This window comes from Streptomyces himastatinicus ATCC 53653 (assembly GCF_000158915.1).
Classification (GTDB): Bacteria; Actinomycetota; Actinomycetes; order Streptomycetales; family Streptomycetaceae; genus Streptomyces; species Streptomyces himastatinicus.
The window spans coordinates 376,970-395,800 of the sequence record NZ_GG657754.1; the positions used below are offsets into that span (position 1 = coordinate 376,970).

Here is an 18,831-nt window from a genome sequence, read left to right on the forward strand (position 1 = left end):
CGGACCGCGGGGCGCTTTCGGACCCCATCCGCCCCTGCTGGGCCGTCCGGCCCGGGGGCGCCGCAACCCGCTGCGCAGGCGGACGGACCGGGTCCAGTCCTGGTTCAGCCTGCTCTTCCTGCTGGTCCTCGTGCTCGGCCTGCCGATGGCCGCCATCAGCGCGGGGAACGCCGCGCACGCGTCGCAGATGCGTGTCGTGCACGCCCAGGAAGCCGCCCGGCACCAGATCACCGCGCACCTCGCCGAGACCCCTCCCGGTGGGCCGGGCCGGTCGGAGGCCACCGAGCTGAGGATGGCGAAGGTCAGCTGGACCGGTGACGACGGCGCCCGGCACGCCGGTGTGGCCACGGTGCCAGGCGACGCGGACGCGGGTACGGAGGTACGGGTCTGGGTGGGCCCGGACGGGGATCTCGCCCAGCCGCCCACCTCCCCCTCGACGGCGCGGACGATGGGCTGGTTCACCGGCATGCTGACCGCGGCCGCGGTGGCCGGGGCGGCGTTCGCGGGGCGGGCCCGGGTCCGGCAGGTGCTGGACCGCCGCCGGTACGCGCGATGGGAGGCAGAGTGGAAGGTGGTGGAACCCGCGTGGTCCGGCAGGAACCGTCGCTGACCGCTCTCCGGCCGCCGACCGCCCCCCGGCCGCTCCGCCGCGGGTCCGGCAAGCGAGGTGATCGGAGCAGACGATGCCGCACACAGTGGAGTGGAAGGTCCACCTCTACGTCTTCGAGGACGACGAGGGCCGGACGAAGGCGCGCGTCGAGCTGGACACCGGTGCCGCGGCGCTCACCGGCCGCGGCACGGCACGGCGCAACCCGGAGGACCGGGACATCCCCGTGATCGGCGACGAGCTGGCCGCGGGCCGGGCACTCAGCGATCTCGGGCACCAGCTCTTGCGGGCCGCCGAGCACGACATCGAGAGCGAGGAGCCACCGGCGCCGCGTAAGCCCCGGCCCGGATACGGCTGGGTGGTCTGACAGGCCCGGCCGGTCAGTCACCGGGCGGCCGGGACGCGGCCGCGTTTTTTTTTTTTTTTTTTTTTTTTAGCAGATCGAGCATGGCCAGTTCCGCGCGCGGGGCGTCCCGGTCGCGCACCGCGTCCAGCACCCGGCGATGGCTGGGCACGGGGTCGTCGGCGTCCCCGTGGGCGTGCACCAGCCGGTCGCGCTCGCGCAGCCCGGGTTCGAGGATCAGATCGAACCGGGCGAGGAGTTCATTGCCGGTGGCGCCGAGCAGCGCCCGGTGAAAGGCGGCGTCGGCGTCCGCCTCGGCGGCCAGATCGCCCCGGGCGCGTTCCATCGCGGCGAGCGCCGCGTCCAGCGCGGTCAGGTCGGCGTCTGAGCGGCGCAGCGCGGCGCGGTGGGCGGCGGCGGGCTCCACGACGGAGCGCACATCGGTGAGGTCGCGCATCAGCCGCTCGCCGTCGCCGCCCGCCATGCGCCAGCGGATCACATCGGCGTCCAGCAGGTTCCAGGCGGAGCGGGGGCGGACGTAGGTGCCGCGCTTCTGCCGGGCGTCGATGAGCCCCTTTCCGGCCAGCACCTTCAGGGATTCCCGCATCACGGTGAGGCTGACGTCCAGTTCGTCGCCGAGCGCCCGTACGTCCAGGACGTCGCCCTCGGCCCAGTGGCCGCCGACGATGCGGGCGCCCAGCCGCTGGACCACCTGGCCGTGCACACCGCGGCCGGAATAGGACGCCATGGGGTTCTCCTCGGGGGGAAGTCACGTTGTCACGGGCACAGTTCCGGGCACTCCGGCCCTGAGCATTATTTATGAATACATCTTGACACCCCTCAGGCCCGCCCGGACGATGAACCGACCTCACCGACGAGCACGCCGACCGCGGGGAGCCCCCTGTGACGCAGTCGCCGCACGCCCATCTCCCGGCCACCCTCACCATCTCCCTGTGGGACTTCAGCTGGTACACCCGTACCGGCCCGGGCGAGCCCTTCGCCGATCTGGACCGCGCCTTCGAGGACGCCGTCGCCCGCGGCTACAACACGGTGCGCATCTGCGCGATGCCGTACCTGCTCTTCGGCTCGGGACTCGACACCAGCCGGCTGCGGCTGCGCCCGCTGGGCGGCGACTACGGGCAGCGGATGCGCTGGTACGACGTGGGCGCGGTCACCGAGATCGACGGACGCGCCCATCTGCGGGCGCTGTTCGAGGCGGCCCTGCGGCACGACTGCTACGTCATCCTCTCCAGCTGGGAGTACCAGCAGAGCCCGTCGTTCGCCGAGGACCGCGCGTGGTACGACGCCCTGATGACGATCGACCCCGAGCGGCGCGCCGAGGCGCTCGCGGACGCGCTGGCCGATCTCATCGACTTCCTCGTCGTCCACGGTCTTGACGACCGGATCGCCTTCACCGAGCTGCACAACGAGGTGCAGGGCACGCGGCTCGCCGACGGCCTGCGGGGCGAGGACAGGATCGTCGCGCTGCGCCCGCGGCTGGAGCGCGGTCTCGCCCGGTTCAGGGAGCGCCACCCGAACCGGCCGGTCACCGTCAACTACGCGATGGTGCCGGTCGGTTCGCTGCGCGGGGTGCCCCGCGACGTCGACGTCGCCGTGTTCCATCCGTACGTCTACGGCGTGCTCGGCGAGCTGATCGACACCTTCGCGATCCGCGACCGCGCCCGGCCCTTCCCCCAGCCGCGGGCCCGCCGGGAGCTGCTGCGCCCCGGCGCGCCCGATCTGGCGGACTGGGTGCCGCCGGAGCGCGACCGGTGGCGGCTGTCGGCCACCACGGTCGGGCCGCGGGAGATCTACGTCCACGACTGGTGCGATCCGGCCAAGTGGGACGCCTGGCTGTACGAACGCTACGCGACACACCGGCTGGCGATGGAGCAGAAGCTGGTCACCTGGATCGAGGCCGCCGCGGACTGGGCGGCCGACACGGGCGTGCCGCTGGTCTTCGGCGAGGGCTGGATCGGCTACACACCGCTGCACGGCACGTTCGAGGAGGGCCCGGTGGGGGCCGCGTTCTGCCGCCGCGCCGTGACCGAGGCGGCGCGGGTCGGGGCATGGGGCTCGGTGGTGTGCTCCAACGCCGCGCCGCAGCACCCGATGTGGCAGGACATCGCGCTCCAGCGGGAGTGCAACGCCGTCCTGCGCGGCTGAACGCGGCGCCCTCACCCGGGCGCGGTCACCATTCGGCGAACGAGCCGTCCGAGTGGCGCCAGATCGGGCCGCGCCAGTCGGGGGCCGTCGAATCGGCGGCGCGCACGGCCCGCTCGTCGACCTCGATGCCGAGCCCGGGGGCGGTCGGCCGGTTGATGTGGCCCTCGTGGAAGCGGAACACCTCGGGGTCGACGACGTAGTCGAGGACTTCGGCGCCGTCGTTGTAGTGGATGCCGATGCTCTGTTCCTGGATCAGGAAGTTGGGGGTCGCGAAGGCGATCTGGAGGCTCGCGGCGAGCGAGACCGGGCCGAGCGGGCAGTGCGGGGCGAGGGGGATGTCGAAGGTCTCGGCGAGCGCGCCGATGCGCCGCACCTCGGAGATGCCCCCGGCGTGCGAGAGGTCGGGCTGGAGCACGGCGACCCCGGCCTGGAGCGCGGGCAGCACATCGGTGCGCGAGTAGAGCCGCTCCCCGGTGGCGATGGGGACGGGCGAGGAGGCCACGATGTCGCCGAGCAGATGGGTGTACTCGGGAAGGACCGGTTCCTCGGCGAACAGCGGGCTGTACGGGGCCAGATGGGGCAGCGTCTTACGGGCGGCCGCGGCGGTGAAGCGGCCGTGGAAGTCGACCGCGAAGTCCCGGTCCGGCCCCAGGGCCTCCCGCGCGGCGGCGGCGCGGGCCACGACCGCGTCGATGTCGGAGACGGTGGGCAGCCGGTTCATCCGCCCGGAGGCGTTCATCTTCACCGCGGTGAATCCCGCCTCGACCTGGGCGGTGACCGCCTCGCCGATCGCGCTGGGCTCGTCGCCGCCGACCCAGCAGTAGGCGCGGACCCGGTCCCGTACCGGCCCGCCGAGCAGGACGTGGACGGGCACGCCGAGGGTCTTGCCCGCGATGTCCCACAGCGCCTGGTCGAGCCCGGCGACCGCGCTGGAGAGCACCGGGCCGCCGCGGTAGAAGGAACCCTTGGTCATGAGCTGCCAGTGGTCCTCGATCCGCGCGGGGTCCTTGCCGACGAGGAGTTCGGCCAGCTCGTGGACGGCGGTGCGGACGGTGGCGGCACGGCCCTCGACCACCGGCTCGCCCCAGCCGACGACGCCCTCGTCGGTCTCCACGCGGCACAGCAGCCAGCGCGGCGGGACGGCGAAGGTCTCCACACGGGTGATGATCACAGGTTGCTCCTCAGGAACTGGATTTCAGCACGCTCCACCCGCCGTCGACCACCAGCGAGGCGCCGGTGACGAACGAGGCGTCGCCGCCGAGCAGGAAGGCGATGGCCCCGGCCACCTCCTCCGGGCGGCCGAGGCGGCGGGCGGCGGTCTGTTCGGCGCTGTTGCGCCGGTCCTCCTCGCTGATCCCGGCCCAGGCGCGGGTGAGGACGGGGCCCGGCAGGACGGCGTTGACCCGCACCGCGGGGCCGTACTCGACCGCCAGCTGGCGGGTCAGTCCGGTGAGCCCCGCCTTGCCCGCCGCGTAGGCGGGGCGGCCGGGGAGCCCGACGAGGGCGTGCACGGACGACACCAGGACCGCGCTCCCCCGGGTGGCCCGCAGGCCGGGGAGGCAGGCGCGGAAGCCGAGGAAGGCGGCGGTGAGGCCGATCGACAGCTGCCGGTTCCACTCGTCGAGGCCGATCGCGTCGGCGGGCCCGATCCGTACCGCGGTGGCGTTGCTGACCAGCCCGGACACCGGTCCGTATCGCTCGGTCGCGGTACGCACCGCCGCGTCCCAGGACGCCTCGTCTGCCACGTCGCAGTGCTGGAAGACGGCCCTGCCGCCGTCGGCGCGGATGTCCCGGGCGACGTCCTCGCCCTCCTCGCGCAGCACGTCGGCGATCAGCACCCCGGCGCCGTCCGCGGCCAGTCGGCGGGCGGTGGCCGCGCCGATGCCGCCGGCGGCGCCGGTGACGATCACGCATCCGGATCCCGGGGCGGATCCCTGAGCGGGGGAAGAAGGGTTCACGGCCGATATTAAATATGAATTAATGAGCGACGCCAAGGGGTCGAGTGAGCCGGGCGGAGTAAAATTCGCTGCACGTGCCGATACGAGGCGAGAGCGCATGCAGAGATGGGCGACACCACCTTCCGCGGATGGCCCCACCACCTCCCCGATCCGATCTCGGAGGCCACCTGTGTGGTGGACGAGCGGGGCGTACTGACCGGCTGGAGCCTCGGCGCGCAGAACCTCCTGGGACACCGGGCCGAGGACGTGGTGGGACGTCCGGTGGCCGAGCTGTTCGCCCCCGGCGGCCCGGGGCCGCCGGGCTTCGAGGCGCACACCGCCGCCGGAGGCGGCCCCGCGGTGCTGCGCCACCGCGACGGCCACGACATCCGCATCGTCCTGTGGGCCCAGCCGTGGTCCCCGGGCGACGGGCGCCCCCACTGGCTGCTCCAGGCCACCCGCGAGGAGGCCGTGCGCCGCCAGGACATCGGCCGCGCGCTCCTGGACGGCCTGGGCCTGGCCTCCCCCGTCGCCATGAGCGTCTACGACGCCCAGTGCCGCTGTCTGATGCAGAACGCCGCGCTGCGCCGCCTCAGCGGCGTCCAGGACGAGGAGCGCCTGGGGCGCACCCTGAGCGAGACGGTCTCGCGGGTGGACACCTCCGGAATCGAGTCGATGCAGACCCGGGTGCTCCGCCAGGGCGTCGCGGTCGCCGACGTCGAGGTCCGGGGCCGGGTGCCCTCCGACCCGGACCGGGAGCGCGTCTGGTCCAATTCGGTCTTTCCGCTCAAGGACCGCTCCGGTGAGGTGTTCGCCGTCTGCCACGCGGTGCTCGACATCACCGAGCGGCACCGCGCCCGGGAGCGGCTTGCGGTGCTGAACGACGCCAGCGCCCGCATCGGCTCCACCCTCGACCTGCTGCACACCGCCCAGGAGCTGGCGGACGTGGCGGTGCCCCGGCTCGCCGACTTCGCCTGCATCGACCTGATCGACTCGGTCTTCGAGGGCGAGGAGCCGCCCACCGGGGCGGTGGCGAACGCGAGCGTGTTCCGGCGCGCGGCCCACCAGTCCATCGTGCCCGGCACCCCGGAGGCGGTGGCCGACGTGGAGGACGTGGACGTCCACGCGTCCGCCCCGGACTCCCCCTTCGCCCGCGCCCTGGCCACCGGCACCTCCGTCCTGGAGTCGGTGAACGGCCAGGATCCGGTCCCCGGCTGGCTCGCCGACGATCCCAAGCGGGCCGAGGGCATCAAGCGGTGGGGCATCCACTCCTGGATGGTGGTGCCCGTACGGGCGCGCGGCAGCACCCTCGGAGTGGCGGTGTTCCTGCGGCGGCAGCGCACCGACCCCTTCGAACAGGACGATCTGCTGCTGGCCGACGAGATCGTGGCCCGCGCCGCGGTGTGCATCGACAACGCCCGCCGCTACACCCGCGAACGCGGCACCGCCCTCGCCCTCCAGCGCAGCCTGCTCCCCCAGCGGCTCCCGGCCCAGGCGGCGGTGGAGGCCCGGTCGCGCTATCTCCCGGCGGGCAGCCGGCTGGGGGTGGGCGGCGACTGGTTCGATGTGATCCCGCTGTCCGGGGCCCGGGTGGCGCTCGTCGTGGGCGACGTGGTCGGCCACGGCATGAAGGCCGCCGTCACCATGGGGCGACTGCGCACCGCCGTCCGCACCCTGGCCGACCTCGACCTTCCCCCCGACGAACTGCTGGCCCACGTCGACGACCAGGTGCGGCGGCTGGTCGACGAACAGGCCGCCGAAGGTCAGGAGCCCGGCGATGCCACGGGCGCCGCGGCCGGTGCCACGCCCGAACCGGCCATCGACGCCTGGGCCTTCGGCGCCACCTGTGTGTACGCGGTCTACGACCCCATCACCCGGCACCTCACCTTCGCCCGGGCCGGGCACCCCCCGCCCGCCGTCGTCACCCCCGGCGGCCGCGCCGCGTTCGTGGACTCCGCGAACGGGCCGCCGCTGGGCGTCGGCGGGCTGCCGTTCGAGGCCACCGAGGTCCAACTGCCCGACCACAGCCTCCTCGTGCTCTACACCGACGGCCTGGTGGAATCGCGCGACCACGACATCGACGCCGGGCTCGACCGGCTGCTCCGCACCCTGGACGACGACTGCCGCGATCTGTCGCTGGACGCGGTGTGCGACACCGTCGTCTCCCGGCTGATCCCGGGCCACCCGCCCGACGACGTGGCGCTGCTGGTGGCGCGTACCCGGGCGCTGAGCGACGACCGCTGCGCCGCCTGGGACCTGCCCGCCGAACCCGCGGTCGTCTCCCGGGCCCGGGCCGATGTGGCGCGCCAGCTGTCCCGGTGGCAGCTGGGCCATCTCGTGGCCACCACCCAGGTCGTGGTCACCGAGCTGCTCACCAACGCGATCGTGCACGCCCGCGGCCCGATCCAACTGCGGCTGGTCAGAAACCAGTCGCTGATCTGCGAGGTGTCCGACAGCAGCGCGGCCGCCCCGCATCTGCGCCGGGCGGGGCGGATGGACGAGGGCGGCCGCGGACTGTTCCTCATCGCGCAGCTCAGCCAGCGCTGGGGCACCCGGTACTCCGGGGACCGCAAGACCATCTGGGCCGAGCAGCCGCTGAACGGGCCGCGTCAGTAGTCATTCCGGTACGTACCCGCCCCGGGCGGGTACGGGATGCGGGTGAGCGCTTCTCTCCCCGGTCCGGCCACGCGCCGCGCCCTGCTGGCGGGTTCGGTCGGCAACTTCATCGAGTGGTACGAGTTCGGTGTCTACGGCTTCTTCGCGACCGTCATCGCCGCGAACTTCTTCACCCCCGAGGGCGGCAGCGCCATCGAGGGCCTGGTCAAGACGTACGCCTCGTTCGGGCTCGCGTTCTTCTTCCGGCCCATCGGCGCCGCCGCCTTCGGCCGCGTCGGCGACCGGATCGGACGGCGCCCGACGCTGATCCTGGTGCTGCTGCTGATGACCGGCGCCACCACGCTCATCGGCGTGCTGCCCACGTACGACACGGTCGGCGCCGCCGCCCCGTGGCTGCTCACCCTGGTGCGGATCCTGCAAGGGCTGTCCGCGGGCGGGGAGTTCGGCGGCGCGGTGTCGCTCATGACGGAGTTCGCCCCGCCGGGGCGCCGCGGGCTGTACGGGGCGTGGCAGTCGTTCACCGTCGCGCTGGGGCTGCTCGCGGGAGCCGGGACGGCCGCCGTCCTGGCCACCGCGCTGAGCGAGGCGGCCCTGAACGACTGGGGCTGGCGGCTGCCGTTCCTGCTGGCCCTGCCGCTCGGGCTGACCGCGCTGTGGCTGCGGCTGAGACTGGAGGAGACCCCGTCGTTCCGCACGACGGGCGCGCAAGCCGCGCCGAGTGAGGCCGGGGCCACGCGCCGCGAGACGGCCGGGGCCATCGTGCTGGGCTCCGGGCGCATCATGGGCTGGGCCGCGGCCGGGTACACCTTCCTGGTCGTCATGCCCTCGTATCTCCAGGCCACCCTGGACGCCACGTTCCAGCAGGCGCTGATCGCCACCGTGGTGGCCAACGCGGGCTTCGCGGCCGCCATCCTCCCGGCGGGGCTGCTCAGCGACCGGATCGGACGGCGCCCGGTCATGCTGACCGGCGCCGCCCTGGTGACCGTGCTCGCCTTTCCGCTGCTCAACGTCCTTCAGGACCCGGACAGTTCGGCCCTCGTCCAGGGCCTGGCCGTCCTGGTGGCGGGCGCGGTGGTCGGGCTGATGGCGGGCCCCGGCCCGGCGATGCTCGCCGAGATGTTCCCGACCCGCGTCCGGTACACGGGGCTCGGGCTGGCGTACGCGCTGTCGAACGCCGTGTTCTCGGGGTGCGCCGGGCTGATCATCACCGAGGCCGTCAAACGGACCGGCGAGGCGGACATCCCCGCGTACTACGTGGCGGCGACCGGCGCCCTCAGCGTGATCGCCCTGGCCACCCTGCGCGGCGACACCCACCGGGGCACGCTGCGGGAGGAGGAGCGGCACCCGCCCCGGGACGAGACCGAGGAGGAGACCCCTTGCGCGTGATCGGACTGATGTCGGGCACATCCCATGACGCGGTGGACGCGGCGGCCGCCGATCTGGCCCTCGACGGCGACACCCTGGTGCTCGCCCCGCTGGGCCTGATCGGTGCCGCCTATCCGGACACGTTACGGGCGGCGCTGGCCGCCGCGCTGCCACCGGCGGCGACCACCATGGCGGACGTGTGCGCGCTCGACACCCGGATCGGCCAGGCGTTCGCCCGGCTCGCCGTCCGCGCCGACCGGGAACTGTGCGACGGACGGGCCGACCTGATCAGTTCGCACGGGCAGACCGTGTACCACTGGGCCGAGGACGGCCGGGTGCACGGCACACTCCAGCTCGGGCAGCCCGCCTGGATCGCCGAGGCCACCGGTGTGCCGGTCGTCTCCGATCTGCGCAGCCGGGACGTGGCCGCGGGCGGCCAGGGGGCGCCGCTGGTCAGCCTGGTCGACACGCTGTGGCTGCGCGGGCGGCCCGGGGTGTGCGCCGCCCTGAACCTGGGCGGCATCGCCAACCTCACCGTGGTCCCGCGGGCCGGGGAGCCGCTGGCGTTAAGACACCGGCCCCGCGAACGCCCTCATCGACGCGGCGGTCCGGGACCTGACGGACGGACGGCTCGACCACGACGCGGACGGCGCCCTCGCCGCACGCGGCACCGTCCATCCCGGACTGCTGGAGCGGCTGCTGGCCGAGCCGTACTACGCGCTGCCCCCGCCCAAGACGACCGGCAAGGAACTGTTCCATCTCCCCTATCTGCGGACCGCGTTGGCGGCCACCGGCCCGGTGGCGGACCACGACGTCGTCGCCACCGTCACCGAGCTGACCGCCCGTACCGTGGCGGACGCCGCGCGCTCCGTACATGCCACCGAGGTGATCGCCTCCGGTGGCGGCATCCGCAACCCGAGCCTGATGGCCGCGCTGCGCCGCACGCTCGGCACCGTCGCCCTGCGGGTCTCCGACGACCTCGGGTTCCCGGCGGCGGCCAAGGAGGCGTACGCCTTCGCCGTCCTGGGCTTCCTGACCGCCCACGGCCTGGCGGGCACGGTGCCGAGCTGCACCGGCGCCCGGCACCCCGGTGTCCTGGGGTCGATCACTCCGGGGCGGCGGCCGCTCGTCCTGCCGCCGCCGGACCGGCCCGCGCCGTCCCGGCTGGAGATCTTCCGCCGGTGAGGGGCCGGTGAGGGGCCGGTGAGGGTCCCTCAGTCCTCCGGGATCTCCATCCGGAGGTCCCGGGGCAGCTGCTGTTCGAACCACACCAGCTTGCCGGTGCTCAACCGGGTCGCGCCCCAGCGCCGGGAGAGCTGGTTGACCAGGAACAGGCCGCGGCCGCCCTCGTCGCCCGGGCGGGCGTGCAGCATCCTGGGCACGAACGGCGAGTCGTCGCCCACCTCGCAGCGCAGCACATCGGTGCGCAGCAGCCGCAACGTCACCGGCCGGGAGGCATAGCGGACGGCGTTGGTGACCACCTCGCTGACCATCAGTTCGGTCGGCTCCAGCAGCGAGTCCAGATGCCAGCGGTGCAGGGTGCGGCGGGTGAGGCGGCGGGCCCGGCCCGCGGTCTGCGGCTTCGGGTCCAGGAACCAGTAGGCGACGTTGTACGACGGGATTCCGTCGAAGCGGGCGGCGAGCAGCGCGATGTCGTCGTCCCGGTCCCTGGGCCCGACGGCGCCCACCGCCGCGTCGCACAGCAGCTCCAGCGGCGGGGGGGTCGAGCACCTGGGCGGTGGTGTGCAGCCGGTCGCGCAAGCGCTCGACCCCGGTGGCCACATCGGTGTCGCGCGACTCCACGAGACCGTCGGTGTACAGCAGCAAGGTGGCCCCGGTGGGCGCGAACATCTCCACCGTCTCGAAGCTGACCCCGCCGACGCCGACGGGTGGCCCGGGCGGGATCCGCAGCACCTGGCCACGGCCTCCCGGCTGGAGCAGCACCGGCGGCGGATGACCGGCGTTGGCCATCAGCAGCCGGTGCGCGATGGGGTCGTAGATCCCGTAGAGACAGGTGGCCATGTGCTGGCTGCCCAGCCGCTGGGCCTGTTCGTCGAGGTGGTGCAGCACCTCGTCCGGGGACAGGTCGAGACCGGCGAGGGTCTGCACGGTGGTGCGCAGCTGGCCCATGATCGCGGCGGAGGTCATGGAGTGGCCCATCACATCGCCGATGACGAGGGCGACGCGGTTGCCGGGCAGCGGGATCGCGTCGTACCAGTCGCCGCCGATCCGCGCGGTCTTCGAGGAGGGGAGATAGCGGGTGGCCAGCCGGACACCGATGGGTTCGGGCAGCGAGGCGGGCAGCATGGTGCGCTGGAGGGCGTCGGCGACGGACACCTCGCGCCCGTAGAGCACCGCCTTGTTCATGCCGAGGGCGGTGTGGGTGGCGAGCTGGGAGGCGACCAGCAGATCGTCGCCGGTGAAGGGCGGCCGGTCGGGGTGGCGTACGAGGACGGCGGCGCCCATGACGGTGTGCTCGCGGCCCCGCAGCGGGGCGATGATCAGCCGTCGGCCGGGCGGCACCGGGCCGGGGCCGCCCACCGCGGGGCTCAGCAGCTCGGCGACCGCGGCGGCGATTCCGGGGACGTCCCCGAACGCGGGGCGCCCGGCGGACAGCAGTTCGGCGAGCCGGCCGGTGACGGTGAGCCGGGCGAAGCCGGGCGGGACTCCCGGCCCTGCCTCCGGTACGGCTCCCGGCCCTGCGTCCGGCGCGGCTTCCGGTCCGGCGGCGTGCGGGCACAGGACGAGCGGTCCCGGCGGCTCCTCGTCGCCGGCGGGCAGCGGGTCGCGCAGATGCACCACGGCCGCGTCGGCGAAGGCGGGCACGGCGGCCCGGCACAGCTCGTGCAGCGTCTCGTCGAGGTCCATGCCACGGGCGATCTGCCGGGTGGCGGTGTCGAGGTAGCGCAGCCGGTCGGTCTGCGGCCCGGTGCCGTACACCGCCTCCTCCCGCAGATGCTCCACGCCGGGCGGGGACCGGCGGGACGGTGCGGCGGGCCCCACGGCCCGGTCGCCCGGCCGGTCCGGGCCTTCCTGGGGGGTGGGGTACGCCATCAGCTGTGCCGTTCGTCGCGGATGCGGTACGGATGCGGATTCCTCAGCCGCCCCGTCGGCACCGGAGGAAGATCTGCTCCTCGGGCGGGATGTCCGAGGAGGCCGGTGCGTAGGTGTAGGACGACTCGCCGACGATCTCGAAGCGGGCCGCCTCGATGACCCCGCGCAGATCGTCCCGCAGATAGCCGGTGACACGGATGGTGGAGCGCAGGAACGGGATCGAGAAGTCGTCCACGTCGGCCTCCACCATCGACAGGGCGAACAGCCCGCCGGGCGACAGCAGGCGGTGGATGGTGCCCAGCGCGAGCGGGATCTCGGCGCGGGGCAGCATCAGCAGCGAGAAGAACGCCGTGACCGCGTCGAACCGGCCGAGGTCGAGCGGGCCCCCGGTCCGCAGATCGGCGATGTCCGCCTGGTGGAAGGAGGCACCGGGGACATAGGACCGGGCGAGCCGCACCATTCCGGCGGACAGGTCGAGCCCGGTGACCCGGAGCCCGGCGCCGGTCAGCTGGCGCGCGGTGGGCAGCCCGGTGCCGCAGCCCAGGTCGAGCACCCGGGCTCCGCGCGGGAGCAGCCCGATCATCCACTCGCCCGCGGCGAGCTGGCCGTCCTTGTGCGGGAACGCCTCGTCGTAGCGGTCGCCGATGGCATCGAACGCCTCGGCCTGACCGGTTCGGTCGAGCCGAATGTTCCCGTAGCCGGTGTCGCCGGTCCCGTTGTTCACGGACACATCCCCGGAGTTTTCGACGTCACCCCCATTCTCCTCGCATTCCGGGTCCGCGCCACGGCCCGCGCACACCTTCCCCAGGGGTGTCTTGTCGGTCAGCCGGGGCTCCCCTTCGGCTTCTCGTCGTCCACGATCTCCGCGTCCACGACCTCGTCGGCGTCCGCCTGCGCCTGGCCCTGGCCTCCGTCGCCGCTCCCGCCCCCGTCCGGGGTTCCGGACTGCCCTTGCGCCTGGGCGTAGAGGGCGGTGCCGATCTTCTGCCCGACGGTGGCGGCCTTGTCGGTGGCGTCCCGGATCGCGGCGGTGTCCTCGCCCTTCAGCGTCTCCTTCAGCTCCGCGATCGCCGTCTCGGCCTCCTCCCGGACGTCCTGCGGCACCTTCCCGGCCTGGTCGCGCAGCAGCTTCTCGGTCTGGTACACGAGGGCTTCGGCCTGGTTGCGGGTCTCGGCGGCCTCGCGGCGCTTGTGGTCCTCCTCCGCGTACTGCTCGGCCTCCCGCATCATGCGGTCGATGTCGTCCTTCGGCAGCGCGGAACCGCCGGTGACGGTCATCCGCTGCTCCTTGCCGGTGCCCAGATCCTTGGCGGAGACGTGCATGATGCCGTTCGCGTCGATGTCGAAGGCCACCTCGATCTGCGGCACCCCGCGCGGGGCCGGCGGCAGCCCCGTCAGCTCGAACATCCCGAGCTTCTTGTTGTACGCGGCGATCTCGCGCTCGCCCTGGAACACCTGGATCTGCACCGACGGCTGGTTGTCCTCGGCCGTGGTGAAGACCTCCGAGCGCTTGGTGGGGATCGTGGTGTTGCGCTCGATCAGCTTGGTCATGATGCCGCCCTTGGTCTCGATACCGAGGGACAGCGGGGTGACATCCAGCAGCAGGACGTCCTTGACCTCACCCTTGAGCACACCGGCCTGGAGGGACGCGCCGATGGCGACGACCTCGTCCGGGTTGACGCCCTTGTGCGGCTCCTTGCCGGTCAGCTCCTTGACCAGGCCGGTCACCGCGGGCATCCGGGTCGATCCGCCGACCATGATCACATGGTCGATGTCGGAGGTCTTGACCCCGGCGTCCTTGATCGCCTGGTGGAAGGGGGCCTTGCAGCGCTCCAGCAGGTCCTCGGTCAGCTGCTGGAACTGCGAGCGGGTGAGCTTCTCGTCCAGGTGCAGCGGCCCCTCGTCGGACGCGGTGATGTAGGGCAGGTTGATCGCGGTCTCGGTCGCCGCGGACAGTTCGATCTTGGCCTTCTCGGCGGCCTCGCGCAGCCGCTGCACCGCCATCTTGTCCTTGGCCAGATCGACCCCGTAGTTGTTCTTGAACTGCTTCACCAGGTGATCCACGACGCGCTGGTCCCAGTCGTCGCCGCCCAGATGGGTGTCGCCGTTGGTGGCCTTGACCTCCACCACGCCCTCGCCGATCTCCAGCAGCGATACGTCGAAGGTGCCGCCACCGAGGTCGAAGACCAGGATCCGCTGGTCGTTCTCGCGGTCGAGACCGTACGCGAGGGCGGCCGCCGTGGGCTCGTTGATGATCCGCAGCACCTTCAGCCCGGCGATCTCGCCCGCCTCCTTGGTGGCGGTGCGCTGGCTGTCGTTGAAGTACGCGGGGACGGTGACGACCACGTCCGTGACGTCCTCGCCGAGGTACGCCTCCGCGTCGCGCTTGAGCTTTTGGAGCACCCGCGCGGAGATCTCCTGCGCGGTGTAGCGCTTGCCGTCGATGTCGCCCGTGGCCGGGAAGTGCCAGTGCTCCTCCCCCATGTGGCGCTTGACCGACCGGGCGGTACGGTCCACGTTGGTCACCGCCTGGCGCTTTGCCACCTCGCCGACCAGCACCTCGCCGTTCTTCGCGAAGGCGACCACCGAGGGGGTGGTCCGGGCGCCTTCGGTGTTGGTGATGACGGTGGGCTCACCGCCTTCGAGGACCGAGACCACGGAGTTCGTCGTCCCCAGGTCGATACCGACTGCGCGGGTCATGTCGAACCACCTCCCGATACGCCTCCAAGTATCCCAAAAGATGCGTTACGCGGCGGTGGGGCCGGGGTCAGTCCCCGAGGTGGTCGACCTCGCGCATCCGGTTCGTCGCGTCGAGGGCGGCGACCTTGTAGGACTCGGCGAAGGTCGGATAGTTGAACACCGCGTCGACCAGGTAGTCGACGGTCCCGCCGCAGCCCATCACGGCCTGGCCGATGTGGATCAGCTCGGTCGCGCCGGTGCCGAAGCAGTGCACCCCGAGCAGCCGCCGGTCGTGCGGGGACACCAGCAGCTTCAGCATGCCGTGCCCGTCGCCGACGATCTGGCCGCGGGCCAGCTCGCGGTAGCGCGACACCCCGACCTCGAACGGCACCTTCGCGTCCGTCAGCTGGTCCTCGGTCCGGCCGATGAAGCTGATCTCCGGGATGGAGTAGATCCCGATGGGCTGGAGATCGTGGATCGGGTTCACCGGCTCCTCGCACGCGTGGTACGCCGCGCTGCGGCCCTGCTCCATGGAGGTCGCGGCGAGCGCCGGGAACCCGACCACGTCCCCCACCGCGTAGATGTGCGGCACGGCCGTCCGGTAGTGCTCGTCCACCGCGATCCGGCCGCGCCGGTCGGCGGTGAGCCCCGCCCGCGCGAGGTCGAGCCCCTCGGTCACCCCCTGCCGCCCCGCGGAGTACATCACCGCGTCGGCCGGGATCTTCTTCCCGCTCTCCAGCACGGTCAGGGTGCCGCGCTCATGCCGCTCGACCGCCGCGACCGTCTCGCCGAAGCGGAAGGTGACGGCGAGGTCGCGCAGCCGGTACCGGAGCGCCTCGACGATCTCGACGTCGCAGAAGTCCAGCATGCCGTCCCGCTGCTCGACCACGGTGACCTTGCTGCCCAGCGCGGCGAACATCGAGGCGTACTCGATGCCGATCACCCCGGCCCCCACGATGACCATGGAGCGTGGCACCCGCTCCATGCTGAGGACGCTGTCGGAGTCCATGACCGTGCGCTCGTCGAACTCCACGCTCGCCGGGCGGGCCGGGCGGGTGCCGGTGGCGATCACGATGTGCCGCCCGGTCAGCAGCTGTTCCCGGCCGGAGGCGTCCGTCACGGCCACGGTGTGGTCGTCCGTGAACCGTCCGGTGCCGGAGAACAGCGCTACCCGGTTGCGGGAGAGCTGATTGCGGACGACGTCCACCTCGCGGCCCACCACATGCCGGGTGCGCGCCGTCAGATCCGCGACCGTGATCTCTTCTTTGAGGCGGTAGCTCTGGCCGTACAGATCCCGCTGGGTCAGCCCGGTGAGGTAGAGCACCGCCTCGCGCAGGGTCTTGGACGGCACGGTCCCGGTGTGCAAGGACACCCCGCCCACCATGTCCGGCCGGTCGACGACGGCGACCCGGCGGCCGAGCTTGGCCGCCGCGATGGCGGCCTTCTGGCCGCCGGGGCCGGATCCGATGACAAGCATGTCGAAGTCGGTCACGGGAGGAGTCTGTCACCCGGACACACCCGCCGGAAGGCCGTTCAACCGCTCAACCTCCGCCATACGGCGCGCCCTTGAGGGATGAAGGACACCAGCAGGACCAGCGCGACCAGCCCGGCGGGCAGGGCAGGCGCGGCCGGAGCGGCGTAGGTGACCAGCAGCCCGCCGAGCGCAGCGCCCACGACGAGGGACGCGAGCAGCGCCAGGCTGACCCAGCGCACCCGACCGTCGCGGGCCACGTCGACCAGCAGCCCGGTCAGGGTCCGGTGAGGTAGGTGGTGGACATCCCGGGCGGCCCGACGGCGCGCACCAGACCGCTCTGACCACCCATGGGCGAGCGCGCCCACGGCGAGCAGCCCGAGCCGTACGCCCCCGCCCGGGTCGCCGCCCGCCGAGGTCCACACCGCCCACAGCCCGCCGAGCGCGAGCACCTCCACACCGAGGGCCCAGCGGGTCCGCCGTACGGGCCGCTCGCCCCGGACGATACGGGCGCTGAGCAGGGCACCCGCGACGAACCCGGCCACCGCGACGGCGGCGTCCCGGGCCCGGTCCGGGTCCTGGGCGCCCGCCGAGATGCCGAGGAGGGAGAGGTTGGCCGTCATGACGCTGGTGAAGACGCCGCCGAGGGCGAGAAAGCTGATCGCGTCCATCGCCCCGGTGGCCACGGTGAGCGCGACGGCGGCCGCCACCAGGCCGCCGTCAGCGGTCGCGTCGCCGTCCGCCATCGGCCACCTCCGGTCGCGCCGAGTGCCCTCCCGGAGGCGCGGGAAACAGCGGGCCGGGAATGGGGGCCGCGTTCCGCCGTATTCCGCTTCCCTCGCCGCCACGACATCGTTAGGTTCGGGGTGCCCAGCCCCGTAACACCCCCTGAACCGTGGAGGAATGCCTCACGTGTCCCGCGAACTCCATCACCGCGCGGTCGTCGCCGACGCCCACAACGATCTGCTGATCGCCGTCGCCGCCCGGCCGCCGCGGCGCTGGGCGTCCTTCTTCCGGGAGCAGTGGCTGCCCCAGCTGCGCGAGGGCGGGGTGGACCTCCAGGTGCTGCCGGTCTTCATCGAGGACCGCTTCCGCCCCGAGGGCGCGCTGCGGGAGACGCTCCGCATGATCGAGTGCGCCCATACGCTGGCCGAGGGCAACCCGGACCAGGTACGGCTGTGCCTGGACGGGTCCGACATCGACGCCGCGCTGGCGGAAGGCAGGATCGCGCTGGTGCTGGCGATGGAGAGCGCCCCCGGCCTCGACGCCGACGTGGAGCTCATCCCGACCGTCCACCGCCTGGGCGTACGGGTCGCGTCCATCGCCCACTGGGGGCGCAGCGCGCTGGCCGACGGCAGCGGCGAGGACGCCACCGGCAGCCGGCTGACGGCGGCCGGAGTGGAAGCGCTGCGGGAGATGGAACGCCTGGGCATCCTCTTCGACGTCTCACACCTCGGCGCCTCGGGCGTCGCCCATGTGCTGGAGCTGGCCACCCGCCCGGTGCTGGCCACCCACTCGTCGGCGCGTGCGCTGCTCGACCACCACCGCAATCTCACCGATGAGCAGATCCGCGGGATCGTGGCCACCGGTGGCATGGTGTGCGTGAACTTCCTCGGCGAGTTCCTGGCCACCGACCCGGACGAGCGCACGGTGGAGCGGCTGGCCGACCACATCGCCCATATCGCGGAGGTCGCCGGGCCGGACCGGGTGGGCCTGGGGCCCGACTTCATCAAGGAGGTCAGCGCCGATGTCAGCCCGCCGTGCTGCGAGGACCTGGAGTACGCCGAACTGGTCGTCCCCGGCCTGGAGGGGCCCCGCGGCCTCCCCCTGGTCACCGACGCGCTGATCGACCGGGGTTTCTCCGAGGCCGCGGTCCACCAGATCCTCGGCGGCAATGTGCTGGACTTGTTCCGCAAGGAGCTGGGCCGCCCCGCGTAAGCCGACGGGTCCGCTCACCCGCGGCGGCCAGCGCGCCCCAGGAGGAAGGGCACCGCCAGGTGGTGGACGGGCGCGGCGACGGCCCACACCGCGCGGCCGACGCGCCCGTGGAAGCGCACCGAGGTGACCCATACGACCCTCGCCCCGTCCACGACCACGACGTTGCGCGCGGCGACCAGCCGCGAGGCCGCCGCCAGGGTGATCGAGTCGGGGCCGGAATCCGGCACGGGCCAGCCCAGGACATGGGCCGGGGAGGTCCGCGGCCCCAGCCGCAGCCCCAGGACGAGCGTCCATCCGCCCACCAGGAGCCACCGCACAGGGGCCGGGGCGCCCTCGAACGTGGCGCGCGCCCATTCCTCGGGGGTCCGCGCCCGGGCCCGAGGCGCCGTCAGCTCGAACGCCGAGACATAGTCGGAGTCCGTCAAGTCCTCGCCACCCGGCACCACTTGGGGCGCCTCGACCCGGCGTACCCACACGGTGGTCATGGCACACCACTCCTTCCGCGACGGCTGCGCCGGAGTCTATGCGACGCGGGAGCGCCCGGTGGTCGTCGACCCGGTCGGGGTCTCCAAGCACGGCGATTCGCTGCTGGCCGCCGAGGCGCTGGACGCGGTCCGCACCAAGCTGCTGCCCACCGCCACCGTCGCCACCCCCA

At 73.1% G+C, this 18,831-nt stretch carries 14 protein-coding genes and 3 pseudogenes; 8 read left to right on the forward strand and 9 right to left on the reverse strand.

The window, feature by feature from the left end:
* A partial coding sequence (locus tag SSOG_RS01595; protein WP_106516336.1) for an Rv1733c family protein occupies positions 1 to 610 on the forward strand: 610 nt, incomplete at its 5' end.
* Positions 611 to 683: 73 nt separating this feature from the next.
* Positions 684 to 974, forward strand: coding sequence for a DUF1876 domain-containing protein (locus SSOG_RS01600; protein WP_009712439.1), 291 nt, complete (start codon positions 684 to 686; stop codon positions 972 to 974).
* Between the two features lie 13 nt (positions 975 to 987).
* On the opposite strand, the gene SSOG_RS01605 is transcribed toward SSOG_RS01600, so the two are convergent.
* Positions 988 to 1,698, reverse strand: a complete 711-nt coding sequence (locus SSOG_RS01605; RefSeq protein WP_009712440.1) for a FadR/GntR family transcriptional regulator — start codon at positions 1,696 to 1,698, stop codon at positions 988 to 990.
* A 155-nt stretch (positions 1,699 to 1,853) separates the two neighbouring features.
* Here SSOG_RS01605 and SSOG_RS01610 point away from each other — a divergent pair, with 155 nt between their 5' ends.
* Complete coding sequence (locus tag SSOG_RS01610) at positions 1,854 to 3,116, forward strand: cellulase-like family protein (protein WP_009712441.1); 1,263 nt, start codon at positions 1,854 to 1,856, stop codon at positions 3,114 to 3,116.
* Between the two features lie 25 nt (positions 3,117 to 3,141).
* On the opposite strand, the gene dgoD is transcribed toward SSOG_RS01610, so the two are convergent.
* On the reverse strand, positions 3,142 to 4,287 hold the full coding sequence (dgoD, locus tag SSOG_RS01615) for a galactonate dehydratase (RefSeq protein ID WP_009712442.1): 1,146 nt from the start codon (positions 4,285 to 4,287) through the stop codon (positions 3,142 to 3,144).
* Between the two features lie 10 nt (positions 4,288 to 4,297).
* Entirely contained in the window at positions 4,298 to 5,026 is a 729-nt protein-coding gene (locus tag SSOG_RS01620) for an SDR family NAD(P)-dependent oxidoreductase (RefSeq protein WP_009712443.1), read from the reverse strand.
* Positions 5,027 to 5,179: 153 nt separating this feature from the next.
* Here SSOG_RS01620 and SSOG_RS01625 point away from each other — a divergent pair, with 153 nt between their 5' ends.
* From SSOG_RS01625 to SSOG_RS01635, 3 genes and pseudogenes are all read left to right on the forward strand, one after another.
* Complete coding sequence (locus tag SSOG_RS01625) at positions 5,180 to 7,669, forward strand: SpoIIE family protein phosphatase (protein WP_009712444.1); 2,490 nt, start codon at positions 5,180 to 5,182, stop codon at positions 7,667 to 7,669.
* Positions 7,670 to 7,705: 36 nt separating this feature from the next.
* On the forward strand, positions 7,706 to 9,055 hold the full coding sequence (locus SSOG_RS01630) for an MFS transporter (RefSeq protein ID WP_039936285.1): 1,350 nt from the start codon (positions 7,706 to 7,708) through the stop codon (positions 9,053 to 9,055).
* Positions 9,046 to 10,219, forward strand: a pseudogene (locus tag SSOG_RS01635) (anhydro-N-acetylmuramic acid kinase). The gene SSOG_RS01630 and the pseudogene SSOG_RS01635 overlap by 10 nt, the downstream one beginning before the upstream one ends.
* Positions 10,220 to 10,248: 29 nt before the next feature.
* On the opposite strand, the pseudogene SSOG_RS01640 reads toward SSOG_RS01635, so the two are convergent.
* The 5 genes and pseudogenes from SSOG_RS01640 to SSOG_RS01660 form a co-directional block, all read right to left on the reverse strand.
* Positions 10,249 to 12,088, reverse strand: a pseudogene (locus SSOG_RS01640) (SpoIIE family protein phosphatase).
* Between the two features lie 43 nt (positions 12,089 to 12,131).
* The gene (locus tag SSOG_RS01645; protein ID WP_009712448.1) at positions 12,132 to 12,818 is read right to left on the reverse strand and encodes a class I SAM-dependent DNA methyltransferase; all 687 of its coding nucleotides are present in this window, start codon (positions 12,816 to 12,818) and stop codon (positions 12,132 to 12,134) included.
* A 92-nt stretch (positions 12,819 to 12,910) separates the two neighbouring features.
* Positions 12,911 to 14,788 (reverse strand): molecular chaperone DnaK, encoded by a 1,878-nt coding sequence (gene dnaK, locus SSOG_RS01650; RefSeq protein WP_009712449.1) that lies wholly within the window; start codon positions 14,786 to 14,788, stop codon positions 12,911 to 12,913.
* A 67-nt stretch (positions 14,789 to 14,855) separates the two neighbouring features.
* Positions 14,856 to 16,259: a Si-specific NAD(P)(+) transhydrogenase gene (sthA, locus tag SSOG_RS01655; RefSeq protein WP_009712450.1), complete on the reverse strand. Its 1,404-nt coding sequence runs from the start codon at positions 16,257 to 16,259 to the stop codon at positions 14,856 to 14,858.
* A gap of 41 nt (positions 16,260 to 16,300) precedes the next feature.
* On the reverse strand, positions 16,301 to 16,984 hold the full coding sequence (locus tag SSOG_RS01660; protein WP_106516337.1) for a YoaK family protein: 684 nt from the start codon (positions 16,982 to 16,984) through the stop codon (positions 16,301 to 16,303).
* Positions 16,985 to 17,141: 157 nt separating this feature from the next.
* On the opposite strand from SSOG_RS01660, the gene SSOG_RS01665 reads away from it, so the two are divergent.
* Positions 17,142 to 18,176 carry a dipeptidase gene (locus SSOG_RS01665; RefSeq protein WP_009712452.1) on the forward strand — a complete coding sequence of 345 codons (1,035 nt, stop codon included), beginning with the start codon at positions 17,142 to 17,144 and terminating at the stop codon, positions 18,174 to 18,176.
* A 14-nt stretch (positions 18,177 to 18,190) separates the two neighbouring features.
* Here SSOG_RS01665 and SSOG_RS01670 read toward each other — a convergent pair whose 3' ends face one another.
* Complete coding sequence (locus SSOG_RS01670; protein ID WP_009712453.1) at positions 18,191 to 18,661, reverse strand: DUF2867 domain-containing protein; 471 nt, start codon at positions 18,659 to 18,661, stop codon at positions 18,191 to 18,193.
* Between the two features lie 49 nt (positions 18,662 to 18,710).
* On the opposite strand from SSOG_RS01670, the pseudogene SSOG_RS47980 reads away from it, so the two are divergent.
* Positions 18,711 to 18,831, forward strand: a pseudogene (locus SSOG_RS47980) (bifunctional hydroxymethylpyrimidine kinase/phosphomethylpyrimidine kinase); the annotation flags it as partial.